Genomic DNA, 22080 nt, shown 5'->3' with positions numbered 1-22080 from the left:
CGTCCAACATAATGGCCTCTGTTGAACGGTATGATAAAGTGAAACTTCGTCAGTGGGGGTTTCGGCGCATAGGATATGCTAATGCAGACGTTGCGACACGACGTCGCGCTTAGACATGGCGTGTTCACTTATTTCTTGAAGTGGGAGTTTTACAAAAACCCTTCAATGGGGCGAATAATCGCAGCCCCAGTTACACTGTGATAAATTCACCATAGGAAACATTACTTAATGAGTCATATAATTAGATTATGCAAATCGTAATTTTATCGTGAAGTACATAATGCTGTTGACATTTACAAAATGATCACCTATATTAAGTTATGTAAGTATTTGTCATGTGCGAGGAGAATATTTATGTATCTGGTGGTTCTTAACTAATCCATCAAATTGGATAGCTTGAATGCATTTTTTAACTGAACGTCCTTGGACGTTTATTTGGTGATGCATTCCAAGTAGTTAAGAACACGTTTGTGGTAGATAATGTCTTATTAGGAGGTACCTAACATTTATTTAAACAGTTAGGTATTTTGTGGCTATATTAAGACCGCTGTGAACGATTGTTCATAGCGGTCTTTTGGTATGTTCGGGAGATGGATGGACACTTATATTGGTGATATCCAGCGAAGACCACCATCGATGGTAATAGCTATCAACAATCGTGCAGCGCAACTCTCTTTAGCCGATGATTAAGGAGGATAAAAGCGATGCAAACAGATCATTTAAAAGCACTTGGTTTTAATGACGTAAAAGAACAAATAGCTGGATATGCACATACGGATCAAGCAAAACAAACCATTTTAGCCTTAAAGCCCAGTATGAATGAAAAATGGATCGAACAATCCATGATTGAAGTGGAAGAAGCAATAAAAGTTTTGGCGGTAAGCTCAAGTGTTCCGATTCATACTTTGGATGATGTGGCTTATCTGTTAAAGCAAGCTAAGAAAGGAATATTTATCAGAGCTGATCAAATGGCGCGGGTCATTTCCTTTCTTGACCATTGTCACAAGTTGAAACGTTTTATGTTTGACAAAGAATGGATGGCCCCTGTAATAAGCTCGTTCGCCTATTCAATAGAGGATATGGCCAATTTGGAGCAACAAATCAATCACTCCATTCGAAATGGTCAAGTCGATGACTATGCATCAAAAGATTTAAGTTATTTACGTCGACAAATAGGGGTTTTAACGGATCGATTAAAGAGTCGAATTAATCAATTAGCGAAAGGAAGTAAATATGCGACTTATTTACAAGAGCACACGGTTACAGAACGTAACGGTCGCTATGTATTGGCCGTGAAAAGGGCATATCGGACTAAAGTTAAAGGGACGATATTGGATACATCTGCCTCTGGATCAACGCTCTTTATTGAACCGGCTGAACTTGAAAGTATTCAGGAAGAAATAAATCTATATCAGTTATCAGAGGCTGCTGAAGTTGAACGGATTCTTTTTGAATTGACAGAAGCCATTCTTGAGCATGAACCTGCACTAATGACGGCAATCGATGTCATGCATCACTATGATGTAATTTTCTCAAAAGCTAAATATTGCCGTGATATAGCAGCAAATAAGCCTGTGATCACTACAAATAAAACAATTAAGCTTATCAATGCACATCATCCTGCTCTTGCAGGAGATGCTGTACCACTTACCCTGGAACTCGATCGGTCTAACCGGGCATTAGTCATTACAGGGCCAAATACAGGTGGAAAGACTGTGGCAATAAAGACGGTAGGCTTGCTAACGGTTATGGCTCAGGCTGGTTTGTTAATCCCAGCAGATCAAGCCAGTCATATAGCTATTTTTCAACATGTTTTTGTCGATATTGGCGACGGACAAAGCATAGCGGACAACTTAAGTACTTTTAGCTCTAGGTTACGGTCGATTATCAAAATTTTACAGGAAGCGAATCAATATTCTCTTGTTTTACTTGATGAGTTAGGCTCTGGAACAGATCCAAGTGAAGGGATGGGGTTGGCGATTACTATCTTAAAACAGCTATTTAAGAAAGGGGCAACCATACTTGCGACCACACATTATAGTGAGGTGAAAGGCTTCGCTGAACAAACACCAGGGTTTTTGAATGCGGCAATGGAATTTGAGCTTGAGACTTTAAAGCCTACCTATCGCCTTTTATTAGGAGCAACAGGGCAGAGTCAGGCTTTTGAAATTGCGCTTAAACTTGGTCTACATCCGGATCTGGTCGATGATGCTTACAGTCTCACCTATGGCGAGCAAGGCAACTACAAAGCGCGTTATTCAGAAGAAGAACTGTGTCAAGAAGAGCTCAAACGTCAGATCACCGTCAACCATTATCGAAATACAGTTAAGAAAGGCAAAAATGAAGTAAAGGCAATCTTTTCACAAGGTGATAATGTCACCATTACTGCAACCAATGAAACAGGTATCGTCTATAAAGGACCAGATCAATTTGGTAATTATCTGGTTCAAATTAAAGGGATAAAGAAGAGCTTTAATCATAAGCGGCTAAAACTTTTAATTCCTGCATCGGAGCTTTATCCTGACGATTATGACTTTGACATTATCTTTAAAAGTAAGGATTATCGGAAGATCAAGAAGGACCAGGCGAGGAAGCACCTTGAAGATGTTTGGCTTGAGGAAGAAGATTAACACCTCCTACTGGTGTATACGACTGGATTAAAGCTAATGAAAGCCCGCTTATTTTAAGCTGTATTATTTGTGATGAAGTGAGATGAGGATTAGGCGAAACGTTGAGTGACTATTTGTCATGTCAACGTTTCTTTTAAAAAGTATAACTCATCTATCGGATTAAGGATAAGAAAAAACGAAGGCTTTCGCCATAGGAGTGGCATGTGCCAAGTTTTTCTAAGAAATCTTTTTAAATATTGATATCGTTTGTATTGGCGCAATTCAGAACAAATTTAATGTTTAGTAAAACGTTATCATGTTAATTAGAGGAGGTGGTGAAATGGTTAGTATTGAGCAGCTCCAGAAAATTAACACTCCGATTGAGCAAGTTTATGCTGCTTTGGTTACCGAAGAAGGGTTGGGCAACATTTGGACAACCTCACTATCGGTGTCAGAGGAAGCGGGGGCGATAAATTCTTTTTACTTTGGAGGTCAGGATCACGTCGTGATGAAAGTAACGGAATTAACGCCAAATCAGAAGATAAGCTGGGAGTGTCTTAAATCTGAAGCAGAGCCAGAGTGGATTGGTACAACTGTGACCTTCCATTTGCGTCAACAAGCAAATCAGACAATCGTTGAATTTAGCCATTTAGGTTGGAAGAGTGTTACAAGCTGTTACCGCTATTGTAATCATAACTGGGCGATGTTTTTATTGAGTTTAAAACAATATTGTGAGTTAGGTCAAGGAAATCCATACCAAGCTTAATGATCAGAAAAGGAATAGGATTTGTCTTATGGATTGATCTCTCAGAGAAAAAATACAACATTTTTCCCCTATCAGGGGATTTTTTTTTGAAAAAATAACAAGAGTGGAATGGCTTTTATTTATCGCAGTGTAACTGGCTGGGGCTGCGATTACTCGCCCCATCGAATGGCTTTTATAAGACTCCCGCTACAAGAAATAAGGGAACACGTTATGTCTAAGCGCGACGTCGCATCGTAACGTCTGCATTAGCACATCCTATGCATCGAACCCCCCACTGAACGAATTTTCACTTTATTGAAACTAGGAAAAACTAAGCAAAACTGGCTCCTTTTCACTGTAAATGATTTGGTGTTTTTCAGTTAGTTTATGCCTGAAAAAATCAGTTGAAGCAAAAATGATTATACTTGCTTACTTTTATCCATAATAAGAGGGCTGGAACTGACAATGGTTAAGTAGAAAGGGTGAGCTTATGAATCAAGAAAATTGGCATAGTATTGATTTAACTGATGTTGAAAAACAACTGAAAACAGATTTAAATAATGGATTAACCACGCAGCAAGTAGAAAAGGCTAGGGAAAAATGGGGCAATAATGAATTACCTGAGCCTAAGAAAACTCCTGCATTGTTGAAATTTCTCCACCATTTTAATGATGTGCTCATTTATATTCTATTGATAGCTGCTTTGTTAACGGTCATATTAAATCATTATGCCGATACCGTTGTTATCCTGTTAGTGGTTGTCATCAATGCATTAATAGGATATATCCAAGAGAGTAAAGCCGAAAAAGCTTTAGAAGGAATTAAAAATATGCTTTCGCTTCAAGCTACGGTTATAAGAGATGGAGTGCGAACAGACATTGCTTCAAATGCGTTAGTACCCGGTGACATTGTTTTATTAGCCTCTGGTGACAAGGTTCCTGCTGATCTACGGCTAATTCAGACAGACCGACTAGCGATTGAAGAATCCCCCTTAACAGGTGAATCAACGTCGGTTGAAAAGAACCCTGACACTTTACCTGAGGACATAGCACTTGGTGATCGTTTAAATATGGCTTTTTCAGGTACAGCAGTTGTTACGGGATCAGGACGAGGAATTGTTGTTGAAACAGGTGTTCATACAGAAATAGGGAAGATTAACCAGTCTATTGCTGAAGTCGATGAGATTGAAACACCGTTACTTAAGCAAACAGCTGAATTTGGCCGTATGATTGCGATTGTAATTCTAGCAATCGCAGCATTGCTGTTTGTTTTTGGCATCATCTTCCGTGATTATGAATGGGGCGATCTGTTACTGTACGTTATCAGCCTGGCAGTTGCTGCAATTCCTGAAGGATTACCGGCTATTTTATCGATTATTTTAGCCATGGGTGTTCAAGTCATGGCGCGTAATCACGCGATCATGCGAACGTTACCGTCCGTTGAAACCTTAGGTGCTGTCACTGTCATTTGTTCAGATAAAACGGGAACATTGACCAAGAATGAAATGACTGTTCAATCTGTCGTATTAAAAGGACGGACACTAGAGGTGACAGGGTCGGGCTATGCTCCTGAAGGTGAGATACAACAAAACGGTAATCAAGTCGATGTTAACGAGGATGAAGACTTAAGACGTTTCCTAACCAATGTTCTGTCAATCAATGATGCAGCATTAAGACAAGATGAAAATAATCAGTGGACGATTAGTGGTGAGCCTACCGAAGGATGTTTAATTACCCTAGCTAGAAAGGCGAACAGTCCTATAGAACCCTTAACGATTATCTCTAAAATTCCGTTTGACTCAAGTTATAAATATATGGCTGGACTAGTAGTAGAACATGATCGGAAGGTTATCTATGTTAAAGGAGCGCCAGATCGCTTGTTTGAAATGGCTGGTCTAAAGGAGGGCTCAGAAGATCGCGAATTTTGGGAAGAAAAATTACTTGAGCGTTCACGCCGAGGTGAACGTGTCATAGGTGCTGCAATAAAGTATGTTGATCAATCCATGACGGAAATAGATCATCATGATCTGAATGAAGGGCTGACTATGATTGGTTTAGCTGGTATTATGGATCCACCTCGTGAGGAAGCTATTGAAGCGATTCGTATTTGCCGACGGGCGGGTATCCAAGTAAAAATGATTACCGGTGACCATAAAGAAACCGCGTTGGCTATTGCAAAACAAATGGGTCTTACCGAGCGTGATCGGGTGATCGAGGGTCGCAGGCTTGATCAGATGTCAGATACTGAGCTAAAAGAGGCTGCTCAAGGGGCAGATGTATTTGCACGTACAAGTCCAGACAATAAACTACAGCTTGTTAAGGCCTTGCAAGAAAACGGCGAAGTGTGCGCTATGACTGGTGATGGTGTAAATGACGCTCCGGCATTAAAGCGTGCTGATATTGGTGTAGCAATGGGGATTCAAGGAACTGAGGTAGCCAAGGAAGCGTCAGAAATGGTGCTAGTAGATGATAACTTTAAAACCATTGTTAACGCAGTTAAAGAAGGACGACGTGTTTATGATAATTTAAAGAAAACCATTTTATTTATCCTGCCAACTAATGGTGCTGAAGCTTTTTTAATTTTTTCAGCATTGTTGTTGGGGATAGAGATGCCCTTAACCCCCATTCAAGTTTTATATGTAAACATGGTGACCGCTGTAACCATTTCATTTGCATTAGCCTTTGAAAAATTAGAAGCTGGTGCGATGGAACGACAACCACGTAGTCCTGAGACAAAGCTGTTAAGTGGATACTATATTTTTCGAATTTTGTTAATGTCATTGCTTATTGGTGGAACGATTGTAGTGATGAATATAACTTTGCTTGGCGATACAGACCATTACACACCAGAGCATGTTAATACAATCGCCTTGCACGCTCTTGTTATAGCACAGTTATTCCACGTCTTTAATGTTCGTAATGAGCGAGAATTTGCCTTTAATGAAGATTTCTTTTCCAACAAAATGGCGTTCTTTTTGGCTGGATTATTAATCGTTTTGCAAATCTTTATTACGTATAATCCATTTTTAAGCAGTGTAATCGGTCTCTATCCAATTGAAGCAAGATACTGGCTTTATCCATTTTTGATTGGATTGCTAGGGTTTATAGTGATTGAAATCGAAAAATATATAACAAGAAAAATTGTTGGCTCAAGGGCAAAACGTAAAGCTGAACCAGCTTAAAATTTTGATTATAGTTTGATTAAATTTAAGGATAGATTGCAAATGACTAATATCAAGACCGTGTTACTGGACCAATTATTAGCCAATGCGAATGATCGAAGTTGGTATAGAAATAGCGGAGCACATTAGTGAGACTGATCCTAAGGGGACATGTCATTTCTAAGTGGGAGATCCAGCAGCCAGTAACGGCCCGATTGGTTCAACTAACGTTCAGTGGGGATGGAACCCCCACTGAACGATGTTTCACTTTAGACAGGTCTGACTTGATCAAAATATTCTTCTAAGGTCCAATGATTCTTGTATAAGATTTCGGCGACTTCACTACCTACATAACGTAAATGCCAAGGCTCATATGAAAATCCTGTTATGGTCTCTTTCCCTTCTGGATAACGAATAATAAAGCCAAATCGGTGAGCGTTTTCTGCCACCCATTTTCCTTCCTCAGTTAAGCCAAAGTCTTCATTTAATGCAAAGCCATTATTAGCACTAGAAATATCCATTGCTAAGCCTGTCTGGTGTTCGCTTTGTCCAGGGCTTGCTGATACGGATTGGTCAGGTCCATAGTTGTTAATGGCATTTTGATAAAGCTCTATTTGACGTTGAAAAGAACGGTAGCCTGAAACAGCATATAGTTTATAGCCATTGTTCTCAGCTTCGATAAAAAGTTGTTCGAGTGCTATGGCTGCTTCTTTGCGTAAATAACGTTTATCTACATCCTCATCAAACGAAAAACGAACATTTGGTATGACAAGATCATCTGGCTGATAAGCGTCAGGTAATGAATAGTCGGGATTGACGAAGACCATAATATTGTCTGGATTTAAGATTACATTTTGACCATTTATCGTCTCAATCGTATTAAAATGCTCTTCTGCTAGTGTTATTTCCTCGGTTACCTCCAACTCTTCTTTAGGATGATGAGTCCTGCTTGAAGTGATGTTTTGTTGACTCTCTTGATCAAATCGTTGACCGCCTGTTAACGCGAAACATAAGCTTACTAAGACTAAACCCCATTTGATTTTCTTCATAGTTACCCTCTTTCACAACCCCGCTTTATTCAAATAGTTATAATCGTTTGAAACGTCATTTATACTATTTAGGATGAATAAACTGTCATTTTCTTATACGTTTGTTGGCATGTTGAAATATTTACTGCCTATTAAGAAGTAGGGTAAAATAGCTATTAAAGATTACATTAGGAGATGAGGTTATGGATCGAATTAACATGGTAAAGCAACCACCTGACCCAGAGGCATATATTCAGTTAAGACGTGAAGGTGGTATGAGTGGTAAAGCGATAGAGGCAGCAACTATTGGTTTAAAGCACTCTTTGTTTTGCGTTTGCTTATATGATGGAGATACATTGGTAGGAATGGGACGGATTATTGGTGATGGGGCAACTTTTTTTCAAATTGTAGATATTGTTGTTAAACCAAGCTATCAAGGGCAAGGATTAGCAAAAAGAGTTATGGCAGAGCTTATGAATTATCTTGATCATCATACCTATACTGGTTCATATGTAAGCCTAATGGCCGATACACCGGCTGACCAACTTTATAAAAAATTTGGCTTTAATTATACCTCACCACGTTCAGTGGGTATGGCAAAAATGTACTAATGTAAAAGCTAAGTCTGTTTTTATCTCTTGGATAAAAAAATAAAACGGCATATTTAATTGTTTAACTACATTAGTAAAAGTCTTCCCCTTCTATAGGTGGTAAAATAATGATAACAACACAACGGTTTTGATCTTCTTAAAGAAAATCAAAACCGTTGTTCAGTTCGAAATTTTAGCATGTTGTCGTAGGCTTTCTTCTTCACTTTCTATAATCTTTCATCGCAGTGTAACTAGCTGGGGCTGCGATTACTCGCCCCATCGAAGGGCTTTTGTAAGATTCCCACTTCAAGAAATAAGAGAACATGTCATGTCTAAGTGGGGAATCCAACAGCCAGTAACGGCCCGATTGGTTCAACTAACGTTCAGTGGGGAGGGAGGTAGCTGACTAAGTTCGCGACGTTGTGTCGCAACGTCTGCACGAGTACATCCTATCCGTCGAAACCCCGACTGAACGAAGTTACACTTTATCTGAGACCGGTTACAATAGCTTTCAGTCGCAGAGCACACCACAAGTTCACACTGGTGGTTTGATTCTACCAGTCACTTAGTTAACTTTTTCTTTCCATTTTGCTAGTTTTTTTCTCATCAGTGGTTCAAGCTCATTTTCTGATTCCGCTAGCCTGAAGAACAAGGCCAAGGCAATCAACATCACATCAACGCATTCTTCTTTAACATCTTCTAAACCAAGTTGTTTGTATGCATTGCCACTAGCATTTAAATAGGATAGAACGGCCTGTGATGTCTCGCCAACCTCTTCAGATAGCTTTAAAACCATTTGCTCTAATGTCTTTTTTTCATTAGCACTCATTGCTTGGATTTCTTTAATTATCTTTTCCACGCCATCCCCTCACCTTCGCTTAAATACAGGTTCTATTATACCCGTTGTCGAATGTTATTGATACCTTGTTTATCACGCATGTTCTAAAGGTGACAAGTTAATAGCAAGTCGATCGGGTAGCGATGGCTTGAGCAACAGAACTTATAGCTTATGTTTAACTGAACGATATGGGCCAAGAGGAAGATCGGATCCACACTATTCTTAGTTTAGTGATATTTTAGTCATAACCTTTTGATAGATAACCATCGTTTTATTATCGTTCCATGGTAGTTATCATTTATGGAGCAAGATAAAAGAATTACTCCTAATTCTAGCATGTTATGCTAGAGTTAGCATGAAAACATGGAGGATGAGACAGTGCGAAAGGTAATTTATTCCCAGATGACCTCATTAGATGGATTTATTGAAGGGCCGAATGGTGAACTGGAGTGGAGTGTTCCTAGTGATCAGTTATTCTCATTTATTAATGAACGTGAGCAACTTGTGGATACACACCTTTATGGACGAGTGACTTATCAAAATATGGAATCCTATTGGCCGGATCGAGAGCAAGCGTCAGATGCCTCAGATTTTGAAATAGCCTTTTCACGTAAGTGGAAGGAGATTAATAAACTGGTTTTTTCAAGTACCTTAACTCAGGTTGAATGGAATAGTATTTTGGTTCGTGATCAAATTAAAGAGACGATTAATCAGTTAAAAAATAAGCCTGGCGGAGACCTACTACTTGGCGGAGCTGGGCTTGCTAAGTCATTTATGGAACTTGACCTAATTGATCAATATCATCTTTATATTCATCCAATTATATTGGGTTCAGGTAAACGTCTTTTTTCTTCAATGAATGAACCAAAGCAGTTAAAGTTAGTTAATCAGAGGTCCTTTGCTGGAGGGATTGTTTGGTTATGCTATCAAAGGGGCGATCAACATGGCTAAATTAATTGCTCAAACTGTCATTTCAGTTGATGGCTATTTTGAGGGGGCGAATAGTACGATTAGTTGGCATCATATTGATAATGATTACAATAACTATGCTGCTAGCTTATTACAAAAAGCAGAGATGATTCTGTTTGGTCGTGTCACTTATCAATTAATGGAAGCCTATTGGCCAAGTGCCCAGGCTTATCAGGAATCAGCAGCCATAGCTAAACCCATTAATGCCTTAAAGAAAATGGTCTTTTCAAGAACATTAACTGATTCAAAATGGCCCAACACATTGATTGAAAGAAGAGATGCTGTGGAGGTGGTTAACCATTTAAAAGAGCAAATGGACGGCCATCTCGTGATATTAGGTAGCGGCATGCTTATTCAAGAACTAACTAAGCATCGTTTAATCGATGAATATCAGTTAATGGTTACACCAATTATATTAGGTGAAGGGCGTTCCACCTTTCCGACCATGGCTCAATCCTTATCACTTAGCTTAATCGAGACCAAACGTTTTTCATCAGGAAATGTTCTACTACGTTATCAAAGCAATGAAAAATGTTAATATCTTAATAGAACCTATTGATTGAATTTTTAGGTAATATAACAAAGCCACCAATGAACAAATTCTCGGTGGCTTTGTTTGAAATAAAACGAGTTTAATGGGCTTTTAATATGGTCGCTTTTTTCTATGCGTCTTGAAAATTTAATTCTTTTCAACTCGTATTGCTCAACAGTCGTACCCTACCATAATAGTATTAGTGCTGCTACAATGTAGTAATAATCGGCCCTTCCTTTGTTAGAATAATCGTATGTTCGTATTGAGCCACAATGCTTTCATCGATTAGGAAGGTCCATCCATCTTCGGATTGGAAAACTTCCTCTTCAAATGTAGAGATAAAAGGCTCAAAGGCAATGACCATACCATCTTTTAAAATTTCGTCATCCCAGCGAGAGAAATAACTGAAAATATGATCGGGTGCTTCATGAATTGAGCGCCCAATACCGTGTCCAGTAAGATTTTTAATCACTGTTAGGCCATGCTGTTTTGCTACATGGTGTGCAGCTTTTCCGAGCGCACTTTTTTTCGAACCTGGTTTTGCCTTCTCAAGTCCAGCGTAGAATGCTTCTTTAGCAATGTCACATACTTTCTGTAAAATAATTTCTCCTTTTCCAACGACAAAGGAAATTCCGGTATCTGCAAAATAACCGTTTTTCGAACCTGAAACATCAATATTTACGAGGTCCCCTTCTTGAATAGCTCGATCCCCCGGAATCCCGTGCGCTACTTCTTCGTTAATGCTGATACACGTGTATCCAGGGAAGTCGTATACGCCTTTTGGTGCAGATTGAGCTCCTGCTTTTTCAAACATCTCTCCTGCCATTTGATCGAGTTCTTTTGTAGTCACTCCAGGTTTGGTACAATCGACTAATTTATCTCGAATTGCACCGCAAATTTTACCTATTTCTTTTAATCCATTAAAATCCTCTTCGGTCTTTGCAATCATCGTATGCCCTCACTTTTTAAAGATCAGTATTCCATTTAGCTTCTAGTATAAACGAAACGGCTCTTTATTCAACAAAAAGTTCGTTGGAGAAGTAGACTTTAAAGGATAACGATACGTTTTTGGAGTGTGACTACTTTTCCTTGTGAAATCAGTTTTTGACCTTTGATTATACTAGAATAATAAGTCGTTTAGAATGCGCATAATTTAATTGTGTCAACATGCTTTATGACAAATCTAATTTTAGAAAACATTGAACATTGATCTGTAACCGCTTTATTATAAAGGTGTAGGAATTATTATTCATTTTAAATATTGAAAGGGGAATGTTTATGTCGAAACAAGGGGTTCGAGCTAAGGTTCAGCAGTTTGGTAGTTACCTTAGTGGAATGGTTATGCCAAACATTGCAGCGTTTATAGCTTGGGGTCTTATCACTGCTTTATTTATTCCTGATGGCTGGGTACCAAATGAAACATTAGAACAATTAGTTGGTCCAATGATTAATTATCTATTGCCATTACTGATCGGTTATACAGGTGGAAAAATGGTCTATGATGCTCGAGGTGGAGTAGTCGGTGCGATTGCTACAATGGGTGTCATTGTCGGGGCAGCTGGAACACCAATGTTCTTAGGTGCTATGATTATGGGACCTTTAGCTGCATTCTTAATGAAATTAATTGATAAGCCAATCCTACCTAAAATTCGTTCAGGCTTTGAAATGCTTTATAATAACTTCTCTGCCGGGATTTTAGGTTTGATTATTTCGAGCTTCGGTGTCCTAGCAATGGGGCCGATTGTTAGTGGCTTGAACCGTGCTTTAGGATCAGGAGTTGAAGCGATTGTCAACGCTGGAGTTTTACCATTGACTAGTTTGTTGGTAGAGCCAGCCAAAATTTTATTCTTAAATAATGTGATTAATCATGGTGTCTTTACTCCATTAGGTACAGAACAAGCATTAGAAGCTGGTAAGTCCATTTTATTCTTAATTGAAACAAACCCTGGTCCAGGGCTAGGTATTTTATTGGCTTTTATGCTGTTTGGCAAAGGTGCATCAAAAAGCTCAGCATCAGGTGCAGCCATTATTCATTTTTTCGGTGGGATTCATGAGATCTATTTCCCATACGTACTGATGAAACCTATGCTTATTTTAGCAGCGATTGCTGGTGGAGCGAGTGGTGTCTTAACCTTCTCTTTATTTAACGCAGGTCTGTCTGCATCACCATCCCCAGGTAGTATTATTGCGCTCTTAACGATGACACCAAGAGGTAACTATGTCGGTGTTATCGCAGGTGTTGTAGTTGCAGCAGTAGTCTCCTTCATTGTTGCATCTGTCATTTTAAGGTCAAGTAAGCAATCAGAAGAAGATGAAGATATTGCTACAGCAGCAGGAAAGATGGAAGAATTGAAAGGTAAGAAAAGCGCAGTGGCTAGTTCTTTTACTCAAGACGAAGCCTCATCTCAAAACTTGACAGCAGTCAACAAAGTTGTTTTTGCTTGTGATGCAGGAATGGGCTCAAGTGCAATGGGAGCTTCATTATTGCGTGATAAATTTAAAAAGGCTAACATTGAGATCGAAGTGATTAATAAGGCGATCAATGATATTCCAAATGATGCCGATATTATCATTACCCATAAGGATTTAACAGACCGTGCCAAAGCTAAAAAAGCAGATGCACACCATATATCTGTAGAGAATTTCTTAAATAGCCCAAAATATGATGAACTCGTCACACAATTAAGTGAATAATGTTAAGCAAACCTTATCTCTAAAAGTTAGAGATAAGGTTTTTTATGGTCTTTGAAAACCTCTGGCTATACTGGGGGTTCCATAGAGCTTCTGTCCTAGCTAGCACTCGATTCTTGACATATCCGAAGAACGTGTGGATCTTAGTTTTTCTACAAGGGTTTGAACTTATTAAAAAATGTCATCAATCGTGTAGACGAAATTAGTTGATGATTGATTTGAAAGATAGCGTTCTTGGGTATAGTATGAAAGTGAAAGCTACATCAAAATGAATTTGTCAACAAGTTCGAGTTTTTAATGACAGTAAAGGGTGGTGAATATGTATATCTCAGGTCGTGAACGGAAAATTATTGAGGAGTTACTAACACATGATAAAGGTGTAACGATTGAAAAACTTGCTCAGGCTTTAGATGTAAGTGGTAGAACGATTCACCGAGATTTAAAGGAAGTCGAACTTATATTGGAAACGTATCAATTATCTCTTAATAAAAAATCAGGTGTAGGAGTTAGTCTTGAAGGGAGTAAGAAGAATAAGACGAAATTAGCCTTATCATTAACTCAAGTTAAATATACAGATTACACACCTGAGGAGAGACATGCGATTATTTTATCCACATTGTTGGAAACGCATGAGCCGATTAAACTATTCACCCTTGCTAATGAATTGAATGTGACCGTTGCTACGGTAAGTCATGATTTGGATAAAATTGAAGACATCCTTAAGGAATACAAATTAAACTTAATTAGACGACGTGGTTATGGAGTTAAAGTTGAAGGAGCAGAATCAAGTAAGCGATCGGCGCTCAGCCACTTAATAGCCAAATACGTTGATGAGCTCGATTTTATGCTCTTTATTAAAGAAAACATTGAGAAGAAAAATCGTAAGCAGCTTGATTCGATTTCTGAAAGACTGCTAGGACTTGTCGATCAACAGAAGATTGTAGCCATTGAAAAAAGTATCGAGCATATTAGAAACGAATTGCCTTATCAACTCGCAGATAGCTCTTACATTGGCTTAGTGGTTCATCTTGCCCTAGCAATTGAACGACTGCAGCAAGGTGATCGGATTTATTTTGATTCAGGCTATTTAAGTGAGCTTAAAGGTACAAATGAGTATGCGATCGCAGAACATATCATCAAGGATTTACAAACGGCTTTCAATATGACGATACCAAGTGATGAAATTGGCTATATCACAATGCATCTGCTCGGTGCAAAACTTAGATCAGACCATGAGTATTTACTTGAGGATTCCACGATAAACATTGTCTATTATACTAAAGCTTTAATTGATTATGTTGAAAAAGAACTTGCGACAAACTTGTCTGATCATAAAAGCTTATTTAAGGACTTGGTTGCACATCTAAAGCCAACGGTATATCGCCTGCAAAAGGATATGAATATTAATAATCCTTTACAAGATGAAATATACCGTGACTATCAAGAACTATTTATCATTATTAAAAAGGCCTGTCGAGAAGTATTTAAGGGTATTGCGTTTCCAGATGCTGAGATTGCTTATTTAGTTCTTCATTTTGCGGCAGCAACCATACAACATGATCAAAAAACAAATAAACTTTCGGCACTTGTCATTTGTTCAAGTGGAATAGGCACATCAAAGATGCTTGCTTCAAGAATTAAACAGGAAATTGCTGAAATCGATAAGATTGATAACTGTTCTTTGTTTGAATTGGGTAATATTAGGTTGGAGAATTATCATATTGTGATCTCAACCATCCCCTTAAAAAATCAAATAGAAGATTATGTATTAGTGTCGCCGATATTAACAACGCATGAAATAGCAAAGTTAAAGTCCATTATTAAGCAAAGGTCTTTACTACTTAGAGATGTTCAAGAGGAAAAGCAGTCACAAGTCAATGATGAAATTGATCAACAGGTGATTCTTACTCGACTTGAACGTATGCAATCATTTGCTCAGGCGACTCTAGAGATATTAACAAGCTTCAATGTTTATCATATTCAAGATACGCTATCAAAAAACGAGCTATTAAAACAGGCTTGTGAACAATTAACTAAGCAACAGCATATGCCTCAGCATACACCGATTTATCATGCGCTTCTTCGGCGCGAACAATTAGGTGGTTTAGGTATTCCAAATACAAAGCTGACGCTCTTCCATACAAGACATAGGCAAATTAAAAAACCAGTATTCGTGATATACCGTCTTGCCTATCATCTTAATTTGAAGGGGATGGATGGTAGGGAAATGGAAAGTGATACGTTACTTTTTATGTTTTCACCAGAAGAATCAACAAGTGAACAGTTAGAAATATTTAGCTTTATTAGTGGTTTGATTATTCAAAGTGAACGAACGATTGAATTGTTTGAATCAGGGAATCAAAGCCAAATAAAACAATACCTATCCCAGCAATTAAATACATTTATTAATGAAAACATATGAATGGAGTGTTTGAACATGGCGAAGGAAATTCTACCTAAAGAGAATATTATTATAGGTACTAAGTTAAATAATAAAGAGGAAGCTATTCGCTATACAGGGAAAATTTTAGTGGATAACGGATATGTAGATGCATCTTATGTCGATAAAATGGTCGAGAGAGAACACGTAGCGACGACTTATATTGGCAATCATGTTGCGATTCCTCACGGAACTGAGGATGCCAAGGAAGCAGTTAAAGAGACGGGGTTATCAGTTGTTATTACAAAAGAGGGTGTAGACTTTAATGGTAATACGGTGAATATTCTTATTGGAATTGCTGGAAAGGGAAACGAGCATTTAGATATTTTATCAAAAATTGCGATTGTTTGCTCTGAAGAAGCCAATATCAAGACATTAATTGAAGCGTCTTCAGAACAAGAGATTATCGATTTATTTAGTGGGGTGAACTAAAATGAAAGCTGTCCATTTTGGTGCAGGTAATATTGGCAGGGGCTTTATTGGAATGCTGCTTTATCGAGCTGGATATCATACGACCTTTGTTGATGTCAATAATCAGGTTATTGAAGCGATTAATAAAGAGCAAAGCTATCAGGTGATTTTAGCAGACGATCAACAACGGTCAGAGCAAATAAGTCAAATTTCGGGTATTAATAGCCTTGAGAACCCTCAAGCTGTAATCGATGCCATTACTGAAGCAGATATCGTGACAACCGCTGTAGGTGCCAACATACTGCCCCTTATTGCGGAATTAATTGCCCAAGGGTTAACCAAAAGACTAACGATAAATAGTCAACCGCTCAATATTATAGCTTGTGAAAATATGATTGGTGGAAGCGATTTGCTTAAAGAAAAGGTATTTGAATTCATTAAAGCTGAAGACCAAGAAAAGGCAAAACAACAATATGGTTTTCCTAATGCTGCAGTTGATCGGATTGTGCCAAATCAAACGCATGATCAATTGCTGACAGTATCTGTTGAGCCTTATTATGAATGGGTCGTAGATGAACAAGGGTTAAAGGGAGATCGACCTGTTATTGAAGGCATCACTTATGTAAGTGATCTGACTCCGTTTATTGAACGAAAACTATTCACAGTGAATACAGGGCATGCTGTTGCGGCTTATTTAGGTTACTATTTAGGCTTTGATACGATCAAAGACGTCATGGATTCAGAGCATGTCTTACCTTTAGTTAAAGGGGCTTTATCAGAGACAGGTAGTGTATTAATTAAACAATATCAATTTGACGCTGAAGCCCACCAAAGTTATATTGATAAAATTATTTCTCGTTTTCAGAACCCACATATTTCTGATCAAGTGACACGTGTGGCTAGAGGTCCTTTGCGTAAGTTAGGTAAGCAAGATCGTTTGGTTCGTCCAGCATTATTATATTTTGAAAAGATTGGTCAAGAACCTGTGTTTCTTGCTAAGGCTATTGCTGCGGCATTAAGCTATGATTACGAACAGGATCAAGAAGCGAAAGAATTACAATGGTCGATAACCGAGAATGGGATGGCAAAGGCCTTTCAATTAGTTGCGGAATTAGAACCTAATCATCCTCTAATTAATAGTGCGATCAATCAGTTAATAAAGTTAGAAAGGTTAAAGGCAATGACAGATTAAGCGATCTAAGAGGCTAACTATTCACTTTATATAGTTAGCCTCACTACTTTTTAATTGAAAAAAATCTAGTTAGTTAATTATTTTTCTACAATCTTCAAATTTTTAGCATGCTTTTTTTTTGTTTATTTTCGATTGTTTTTACTCCTAAGTCCACTTGCACTTGTTTCCCTTTCGGAAGATCTTCTATTGCTTCATAGCTTCTAAAGGTGAGTGTCTTTGGTATGTGGTACTAGCTCTCTTAACTCGTGTACATAACTCCGGACCGTACGATCACCAACTCTGTATAAGATCAACGTTCTTCTAACCAATCTGAAACTTGTGAAGCTGATAAATTCGGATGTTCCTTTAACTATGCTAAAATTTGGCCTTTATAAGGATCCGGTTTTTTCTTTCTTGTCCTCAATTCATCCACACACCTATATAAGTCTTTTTTCAAATAATAAAGTACAGTAGTTCTAGATAAATTACATTTCCTTACAATTTACGCCGCTTTGAAATCTTTTTTTAATTAATGTACTTGCACAATCCGTTCTAATTTAATCACCTTCTATATCCCCACAACCAGTTTTTTATCTAATTAAATATTAACTGACTGAGAGTTATTTTGGCAGAAAGTGTCCAATTCTATCGAGCAGAATCTGTACTTTAGTTTAGCAGTTACAACTTGACGATAAGCCAAGTCTTTCTAATGGATCAGATTGGAAATATAAATGGTTGTCTAATAGTTTTGTGACCCAATCATCGCTAGTTATTTTTTGAAAATTTAAAAATTAGTTTACTGTTATACGTATCTTTACTATAATTGATATTGATTATCAATTTCAACGAACAATTTGATACAAGGAGTGACATAAATGAATAAAGAAGTATTTGAAGTGACCATTATAGGCGGGGGACCAGCTGGACTTTTTTCAGCATTTTATAGTGGTTTGCGCGAAATGAGGACAAAGATCATTGAATATCAGCCCGTGTTAGGCGGCAAGATTCATTTTTATCCAGAGAAAATGATTTGGGATGTTGGTGGATTAACACCAGTTTTGGGTGAACAATTAATTAATCAGCTTGTTCAACAAGGATTAACATTTGATCCGGAGGTTGTTCTTAATGAGAAAATAAGCTCAATTAGCCGTGAACAGGATGGTACCTTTATCCTTCGGACCAGCTCTGGAAATGTTCATTATTCCAAAACTGTAATTGTCGCGGTTGGCGGTGGGATTTTAAAACCACAAAAAATAGAAATAAATGGTGCAGAGCGATTTGAACTCACTAATTTAAATTATACGATTAAGTCACTTGAAAAATTCAAAGGGAAAACGGTTTTGATTTCAGGAGGTGGGAATTCAGCGGTCGATTGGGCGAATGAGCTAGAGCCAATCGCCAAGCAGGTCCATTTAATTTATCGTAAAGAAGCATTAAATAGCCATGAAGCTCAGACGACTCAAGTCTTACAGAGTTCAACCATATGTCATTTTAACACAACAATTACTAAGCTTTTAGCAAATGAAGCACAAGATGTAATCACCCAAGTTGAGTTAACCAACCATGCTAATGGAGATATTCATTATCTTAATGTGGATGAGGTCATGATTAGCCATGGCTTTGAAAGGGAGACAGAGTTACTGGATAATAGTGAGATTAATGTCGAATTAATTGATCATTACTTCATCTCTGGTAATGCCTTAAGTCAAACCTCAGTACCCGGGCTCTTTGCAGCTGGTGATATTCTTAAATACGAAGGAAAGCTCAATCTCATTGCTGGGGCTTTTCAGGATGCAGCTAACGCCGTTAATCAAGCTAAGCTATATCTATCTCCGGAGGCAGCAGCAGGAGGTATGGTCTCTTCCCATAACGATTTATTTCAGAGTAGGAATCGTCAATTAATTAAACAGCTGCTCAAATAGACGTTCATGTAAGGAGATAAGTTAAAAAGGTTAGATAGAGCAGTGTAAGAATGCTGACAATGAGCAAAAGATCGTATAGGATTAGGCTAAGTATACTTGGAAAGGTGTTCTAATCATGAAAAAAATTGTTGAACAGACTGATAATTTAAATACAATCGATACGTTAAAAAAGGATTTACTTAATTTAGGCGTAGGCCCAGGAATGACGTTGTTGGTTCATTCCTCACTTTCTTCTATGGGTTGGGTTAATGGTGGAGGTGTAGCAGTGGCCGAAGCTTTAATGGATGTTGTAACAGCGGAAGGAACCATTGTTATGCCAGCTCAAAGCTCAGATTGGAGCGATCCGTCTGAGTGGGAATCCCCGGCCGTACCGGAAGGCTGGTGGTCTTCAATTCGAGATACGATGCCAGTTTATCACCCGCAAACAACTCCAACTAGTGGAATGGGGAAGATTGTTGAAGTTTTTCGGACATACCCCGGTGTAATTAGGAGTGATCATCCTGCTGTATCTTTCGCTGCTTGGGGAAAGAATAAGGCAGCCATTTTATCGAATCACCAATTAGACTTTGGTCTAGGTGAGCAGTCACCTTTGGCTAGGTTGTATGAAAGAAATGCTTCCGTGCTTTTTATTGGTACGGACTATCAAACGAATACCTGTTTTCATCTTGGAGAATACCGTGCTCCTCATTATAAGATTGAAAAAAAGGGAGCTCCTATTATTGAAGCAGGCAAACGTGTTTGGAAGGAATATCAGGAAATTGTCTTTGAGGTAGATATCTTTAATGAGATAGGGCAACGCTTTGAAGCAAGTCATCAAGTTAAGAAAGGGAAAATTGGTCAAGCTAAGTCACGTCTATTCCTGTTGTCAGAGGCTGTTGATTTTTCAGAGCAGTATTTCACTGACAGACGGAGTCAGGAATAAGGGACGAACTATCTTCTAACGAGCACATCGGATGCTTTTACAGAGGTAATAATTATCCAAGATTAGATGAAAAGGGGGTGTAGCAGTGCTACACCCTATTCTAACATATCGGTAACTTCTCCAGTCTTAGGGTCAACAAGGTACCAACCGTATGTAGCGGTATGGCTGGCTTCACCACCATGATCAATAACTTCAAATACTTGAATACGGTAGTGACCATTTTCGTCATCACCATCATAGTTGAAATTCATTTCTGGACCCACATTTGTCCCTAAATATTCCTGCACAAATACAATGGCTTGGTCAGAGCTGTATACCCCATTTTGCTCAGAAGCAGAATCATTATCCTGACCTTCAATCTCGTCCTGTTCGGTGTTATCGCCCTCATTATTCTCTGATTGATCTTGTTCAGGGGTATCAATCAACTTCTCGTCAGAATCTATCTCCGGCTTTCCCTCAAGCCCTGTGGAGTCATTTTGCCCATGATCAGATGCTGTTTGTGGATCAGTTTCTTGACATCCTAACAATAATAAGAGACTAGCTGCTACGATCCATATTATTTTTTCCATGTTGTACCACCTTCAATAAAATTTTGCTTATCGTGACTGTCCAAAAAGCGAATGATAAATAACAAGCACGATCAGTTAAAAATCTCCTACTATGCTACATAAGAGCAATAATACGAGCCAACAACAAATGCGCTTATCATTTGACTGTTTTCAACAATCTCTCATAGTATTATTTTAATCTGTTTCGTCCATTCAATCAATCTGTCAGACTACTCAAATCAGCTGCTTGTTTTTGTTTATCCTAAAGCATTATACTTAAATGAAGAAATAGATAGGGGGAAATGGGATGAAGTCGTACGACATTGTAATTGTTGGTGCAGGGTCGATCGGCATGGCTACAGGCTATTATTTAGCTAAAATGGGAGTTAATGTCCTTATGATCGATGCTAATGATCCGCCACATGACAAGGGCAGTCATGGTGGTGATACAAGGCTTATCCGTCATGCCTATGGGGAAGGACGATCCTATACACCATTAGCATTAAAATCCCAAATGCTTTGGAACCAGCTTCAGATACAAACACATCGAGAAATCTTTAAACAGACAGGTGTTTTAAACATTGGGCCAGAAAAGTCAGATTTTATGGAAGAAATAAAAAAGAGCGCTGAATTATATCGGTTAACAGTTGAGAACCTTGACCATGATGCCATTACTTTACGTTACCCTGGTTTAACTTTAATGGATAAACCGAAGCTAGAGGGCTGTTTAGAGCCGGAATCAGGGGTTTTATATGTTGATCAGTGTCTAACAACATATCGAGAACTCGCACTAAAAGAAGGGACGGAGCTAATTGTTAATACTGCTGTTATCGATCTTGAACTTCGTAACCAACAAGCTAAGGTCACGACAGCAGCTCAAACTTTTATTTGCGATCAAGTGTTAATAGCTGCAGGTGCCTGGCAAGTGGAATGGTTTAAAAAACTTCAGCTTGATACGCCATTAACAGTAAAAAGACAGGTGATCGGTTGGTTTGAGGCAGACCCTGCTTTATTCGATTTAAGTGTATTCCCAGGCTTTACTGCTGAAACAGAAGATGGATTATTTTATGGATTCCCTAGCATCGACGGCAGTGGAGTTAAGGTTGGCCGTCATGACTATGGAGAGCCGGTTAATCCAAATGATTTTGAGAGAGATTTCTCTCGTTATCCTCAGGATGAAGCTGTCTTGCGTCAGTTCCTTGAGAAGTGGATGCCAAATGCCGCTGGTGCGCTAATCAAAGGTAAGACTTGCTTGTATACCATGACGGATGATGAAGATTTCATTGTCGATCAACATCCTCAATATAAACAAGTTTGGTTAGCAGCCGGTTTCTCTGGCCATGGTTTTAAATTTGCGAGCGGAGTTGGTCAGGGTCTAGCAGAACTCATGGCCGATGGAAAAAGCGCTACTGATTTATCGCTATTTTCATTGAAACGATTTCTAGAGCGTTAAGGAGGATTATTGGATGATTACCGTTATTCCAGCCATCCCTGATCATGTTGA

At 38.5% G+C, this 22080-nt stretch carries 17 protein-coding genes; 13 read left to right on the top strand and 4 right to left on the bottom strand.

Going from position 1 to position 22080, the window contains the following annotated elements; translation table 11 throughout:
- The first annotated feature begins 704 nt into the window (after positions 1 to 704).
- The 3 genes from ASE01S_RS02965 to ASE01S_RS02955 all read left to right on the top strand — a co-directional run bounded on the left by ASE01S_RS02965 (position 705) and on the right by ASE01S_RS02955 (position 6535).
- Positions 705 to 2630: an endonuclease MutS2 gene (locus ASE01S_RS02965; protein ID WP_067838061.1), complete on the top strand. Its 1926-nt coding sequence runs from the start codon at positions 705 to 707 to the stop codon at positions 2628 to 2630.
- Positions 2631 to 2949: 319 nt separating this feature from the next.
- Entirely contained in the window at positions 2950 to 3375 is a 426-nt protein-coding gene (locus tag ASE01S_RS02960; protein ID WP_067838059.1) for an SRPBCC family protein, read from the top strand.
- Positions 3376 to 3844: 469 nt separating this feature from the next.
- Positions 3845 to 6535: an HAD-IC family P-type ATPase gene (locus ASE01S_RS02955; protein ID WP_067838057.1), complete on the top strand. Its 2691-nt coding sequence runs from the start codon at positions 3845 to 3847 to the stop codon at positions 6533 to 6535.
- 248 nt (positions 6536 to 6783) lie between these two features.
- Here the strand turns inward: ASE01S_RS02955 and ASE01S_RS02950 are convergent, their stop codons facing one another.
- A complete protein-coding gene (locus ASE01S_RS02950; RefSeq protein WP_067838054.1) occupies positions 6784 to 7563 on the bottom strand; it encodes a M15 family metallopeptidase in 780 nt (259 codons plus the stop codon).
- Between the two features lie 182 nt (positions 7564 to 7745).
- Here ASE01S_RS02950 and ASE01S_RS02945 point away from each other — a divergent pair, with 182 nt between their 5' ends.
- On the top strand, positions 7746 to 8153 hold the full coding sequence (locus ASE01S_RS02945; RefSeq protein ID WP_067838051.1) for a GNAT family N-acetyltransferase: 408 nt from the start codon (positions 7746 to 7748) through the stop codon (positions 8151 to 8153).
- A gap of 544 nt (positions 8154 to 8697) precedes the next feature.
- Here ASE01S_RS02945 and ASE01S_RS02940 read toward each other — a convergent pair.
- Entirely contained in the window at positions 8698 to 8991 is a 294-nt protein-coding gene (locus tag ASE01S_RS02940) for a MazG-like family protein (protein ID WP_067838048.1), read from the bottom strand.
- Between the two features lie 357 nt (positions 8992 to 9348).
- On the opposite strand from ASE01S_RS02940, the gene ASE01S_RS02935 reads away from it, so the two are divergent.
- Positions 9349 to 9921 (top strand): dihydrofolate reductase family protein, encoded by a 573-nt coding sequence (locus ASE01S_RS02935; protein WP_083512000.1) that lies wholly within the window; start codon positions 9349 to 9351, stop codon positions 9919 to 9921.
- The gene (locus tag ASE01S_RS02930; protein WP_067838042.1) at positions 9914 to 10477 is read left to right on the top strand and encodes a dihydrofolate reductase family protein; all 564 of its coding nucleotides are present in this window, start codon (positions 9914 to 9916) and stop codon (positions 10475 to 10477) included. The genes ASE01S_RS02935 and ASE01S_RS02930 overlap by 8 nt, the downstream gene beginning before the upstream one ends.
- Positions 10478 to 10679: 202 nt before the next feature.
- On the opposite strand, the gene map is transcribed toward ASE01S_RS02930, so the two are convergent.
- A complete protein-coding gene (map, locus tag ASE01S_RS02925) occupies positions 10680 to 11420 on the bottom strand; it encodes a type I methionyl aminopeptidase (protein WP_067838039.1) in 741 nt (246 codons plus the stop codon).
- A gap of 329 nt (positions 11421 to 11749) precedes the next feature.
- Between map and ASE01S_RS02920 the strand changes: the two genes are divergently transcribed.
- From ASE01S_RS02920 to ASE01S_RS02895, 6 genes are all read left to right on the top strand, one after another.
- Positions 11750 to 13165 carry a PTS mannitol transporter subunit IIBC gene (locus ASE01S_RS02920; RefSeq protein ID WP_067838036.1) on the top strand — a complete coding sequence of 472 codons (1416 nt, stop codon included), beginning with the start codon at positions 11750 to 11752 and terminating at the stop codon, positions 13163 to 13165.
- A gap of 316 nt (positions 13166 to 13481) precedes the next feature.
- A complete protein-coding gene (locus ASE01S_RS02915; RefSeq protein ID WP_067838034.1) occupies positions 13482 to 15584 on the top strand; it encodes a BglG family transcription antiterminator in 2103 nt (700 codons plus the stop codon).
- Positions 15585 to 15599: 15 nt separating this feature from the next.
- On the top strand, positions 15600 to 16034 hold the full coding sequence (locus ASE01S_RS02910) for a PTS mannitol transporter subunit IIA (protein WP_067838031.1): 435 nt from the start codon (positions 15600 to 15602) through the stop codon (positions 16032 to 16034).
- Between the two features lies 1 nt (position 16035).
- The gene (locus ASE01S_RS02905) at positions 16036 to 17205 is read left to right on the top strand and encodes a mannitol-1-phosphate 5-dehydrogenase (protein WP_067838028.1); all 1170 of its coding nucleotides are present in this window, start codon (positions 16036 to 16038) and stop codon (positions 17203 to 17205) included.
- Between the two features lie 854 nt (positions 17206 to 18059).
- Positions 18060 to 19106, top strand: a complete 1047-nt coding sequence (locus ASE01S_RS02900) for an NAD(P)/FAD-dependent oxidoreductase (RefSeq protein WP_067838026.1) — start codon at positions 18060 to 18062, stop codon at positions 19104 to 19106.
- Between the two features lie 115 nt (positions 19107 to 19221).
- A complete protein-coding gene (locus ASE01S_RS02895) occupies positions 19222 to 20028 on the top strand; it encodes an AAC(3) family N-acetyltransferase (protein WP_067838023.1) in 807 nt (268 codons plus the stop codon).
- A gap of 95 nt (positions 20029 to 20123) precedes the next feature.
- Here the strand turns inward: ASE01S_RS02895 and ASE01S_RS02890 are convergent, their stop codons facing one another.
- Complete coding sequence (locus tag ASE01S_RS02890) at positions 20124 to 20597, bottom strand: hypothetical protein (RefSeq protein WP_067838021.1); 474 nt, start codon at positions 20595 to 20597, stop codon at positions 20124 to 20126.
- A gap of 286 nt (positions 20598 to 20883) precedes the next feature.
- On the opposite strand from ASE01S_RS02890, the gene solA reads away from it, so the two are divergent.
- On the top strand, positions 20884 to 22029 hold the full coding sequence (solA, locus tag ASE01S_RS02885; protein ID WP_067838017.1) for an N-methyl-L-tryptophan oxidase: 1146 nt from the start codon (positions 20884 to 20886) through the stop codon (positions 22027 to 22029).
- Positions 22030 to 22080 lie beyond the last annotated feature (51 nt).

This window comes from Amphibacillus sediminis NBRC 103570, from assembly GCF_001552275.1.
GTDB lineage: Bacteria > Bacillota > Bacilli > Bacillales > Amphibacillaceae > Amphibacillus_B > Amphibacillus_B sediminis.
Note: the sequence above shows the minus strand (reverse complement) of the source record. Positions and strands in the feature narration are given on the sequence as shown.

Excerpts from the sequence above, each read along its gene's own strand:
- ASE01S_RS02965 (WP_067838061.1), top strand. The coding sequence starts at position 705 with ATGCAAACAGATCATTTAAAAGCACTTGGTTTTAATGACGTAAAAGAA.
- ASE01S_RS02960 (WP_067838059.1), top strand. The coding sequence starts at position 2,950 with ATGGTTAGTATTGAGCAGCTCCAGAAAATTAACACTCCGATTGAGCAA.
- ASE01S_RS02955 (WP_067838057.1), top strand. The coding sequence starts at position 3,845 with ATGAATCAAGAAAATTGGCATAGTATTGATTTAACTGATGTTGAAAAA.
- ASE01S_RS02950 (WP_067838054.1), bottom strand. The coding sequence starts at position 7,563 with ATGAAGAAAATCAAATGGGGTTTAGTCTTAGTAAGCTTATGTTTCGCG.
- ASE01S_RS02945 (WP_067838051.1), top strand. The coding sequence starts at position 7,746 with ATGGATCGAATTAACATGGTAAAGCAACCACCTGACCCAGAGGCATAT.
- ASE01S_RS02930 (WP_067838042.1), top strand. The coding sequence starts at position 9,914 with ATGGCTAAATTAATTGCTCAAACTGTCATTTCAGTTGATGGCTATTTT.
- map (WP_067838039.1), bottom strand. The coding sequence starts at position 11,420 with ATGATTGCAAAGACCGAAGAGGATTTTAATGGATTAAAAGAAATAGGT.
- ASE01S_RS02920 (WP_067838036.1), top strand. The coding sequence starts at position 11,750 with ATGTCGAAACAAGGGGTTCGAGCTAAGGTTCAGCAGTTTGGTAGTTAC.
- ASE01S_RS02915 (WP_067838034.1), top strand. The coding sequence starts at position 13,482 with ATGTATATCTCAGGTCGTGAACGGAAAATTATTGAGGAGTTACTAACA.
- ASE01S_RS02910 (WP_067838031.1), top strand. The coding sequence starts at position 15,600 with ATGGCGAAGGAAATTCTACCTAAAGAGAATATTATTATAGGTACTAAG.
- ASE01S_RS02905 (WP_067838028.1), top strand. The coding sequence starts at position 16,036 with ATGAAAGCTGTCCATTTTGGTGCAGGTAATATTGGCAGGGGCTTTATT.
- ASE01S_RS02900 (WP_067838026.1), top strand. The coding sequence starts at position 18,060 with ATGAATAAAGAAGTATTTGAAGTGACCATTATAGGCGGGGGACCAGCT.
- ASE01S_RS02895 (WP_067838023.1), top strand. The coding sequence starts at position 19,222 with ATGAAAAAAATTGTTGAACAGACTGATAATTTAAATACAATCGATACG.
- ASE01S_RS02890 (WP_067838021.1), bottom strand. The coding sequence starts at position 20,597 with ATGGAAAAAATAATATGGATCGTAGCAGCTAGTCTCTTATTATTGTTA.
- solA (WP_067838017.1), top strand. The coding sequence starts at position 20,884 with ATGAAGTCGTACGACATTGTAATTGTTGGTGCAGGGTCGATCGGCATG.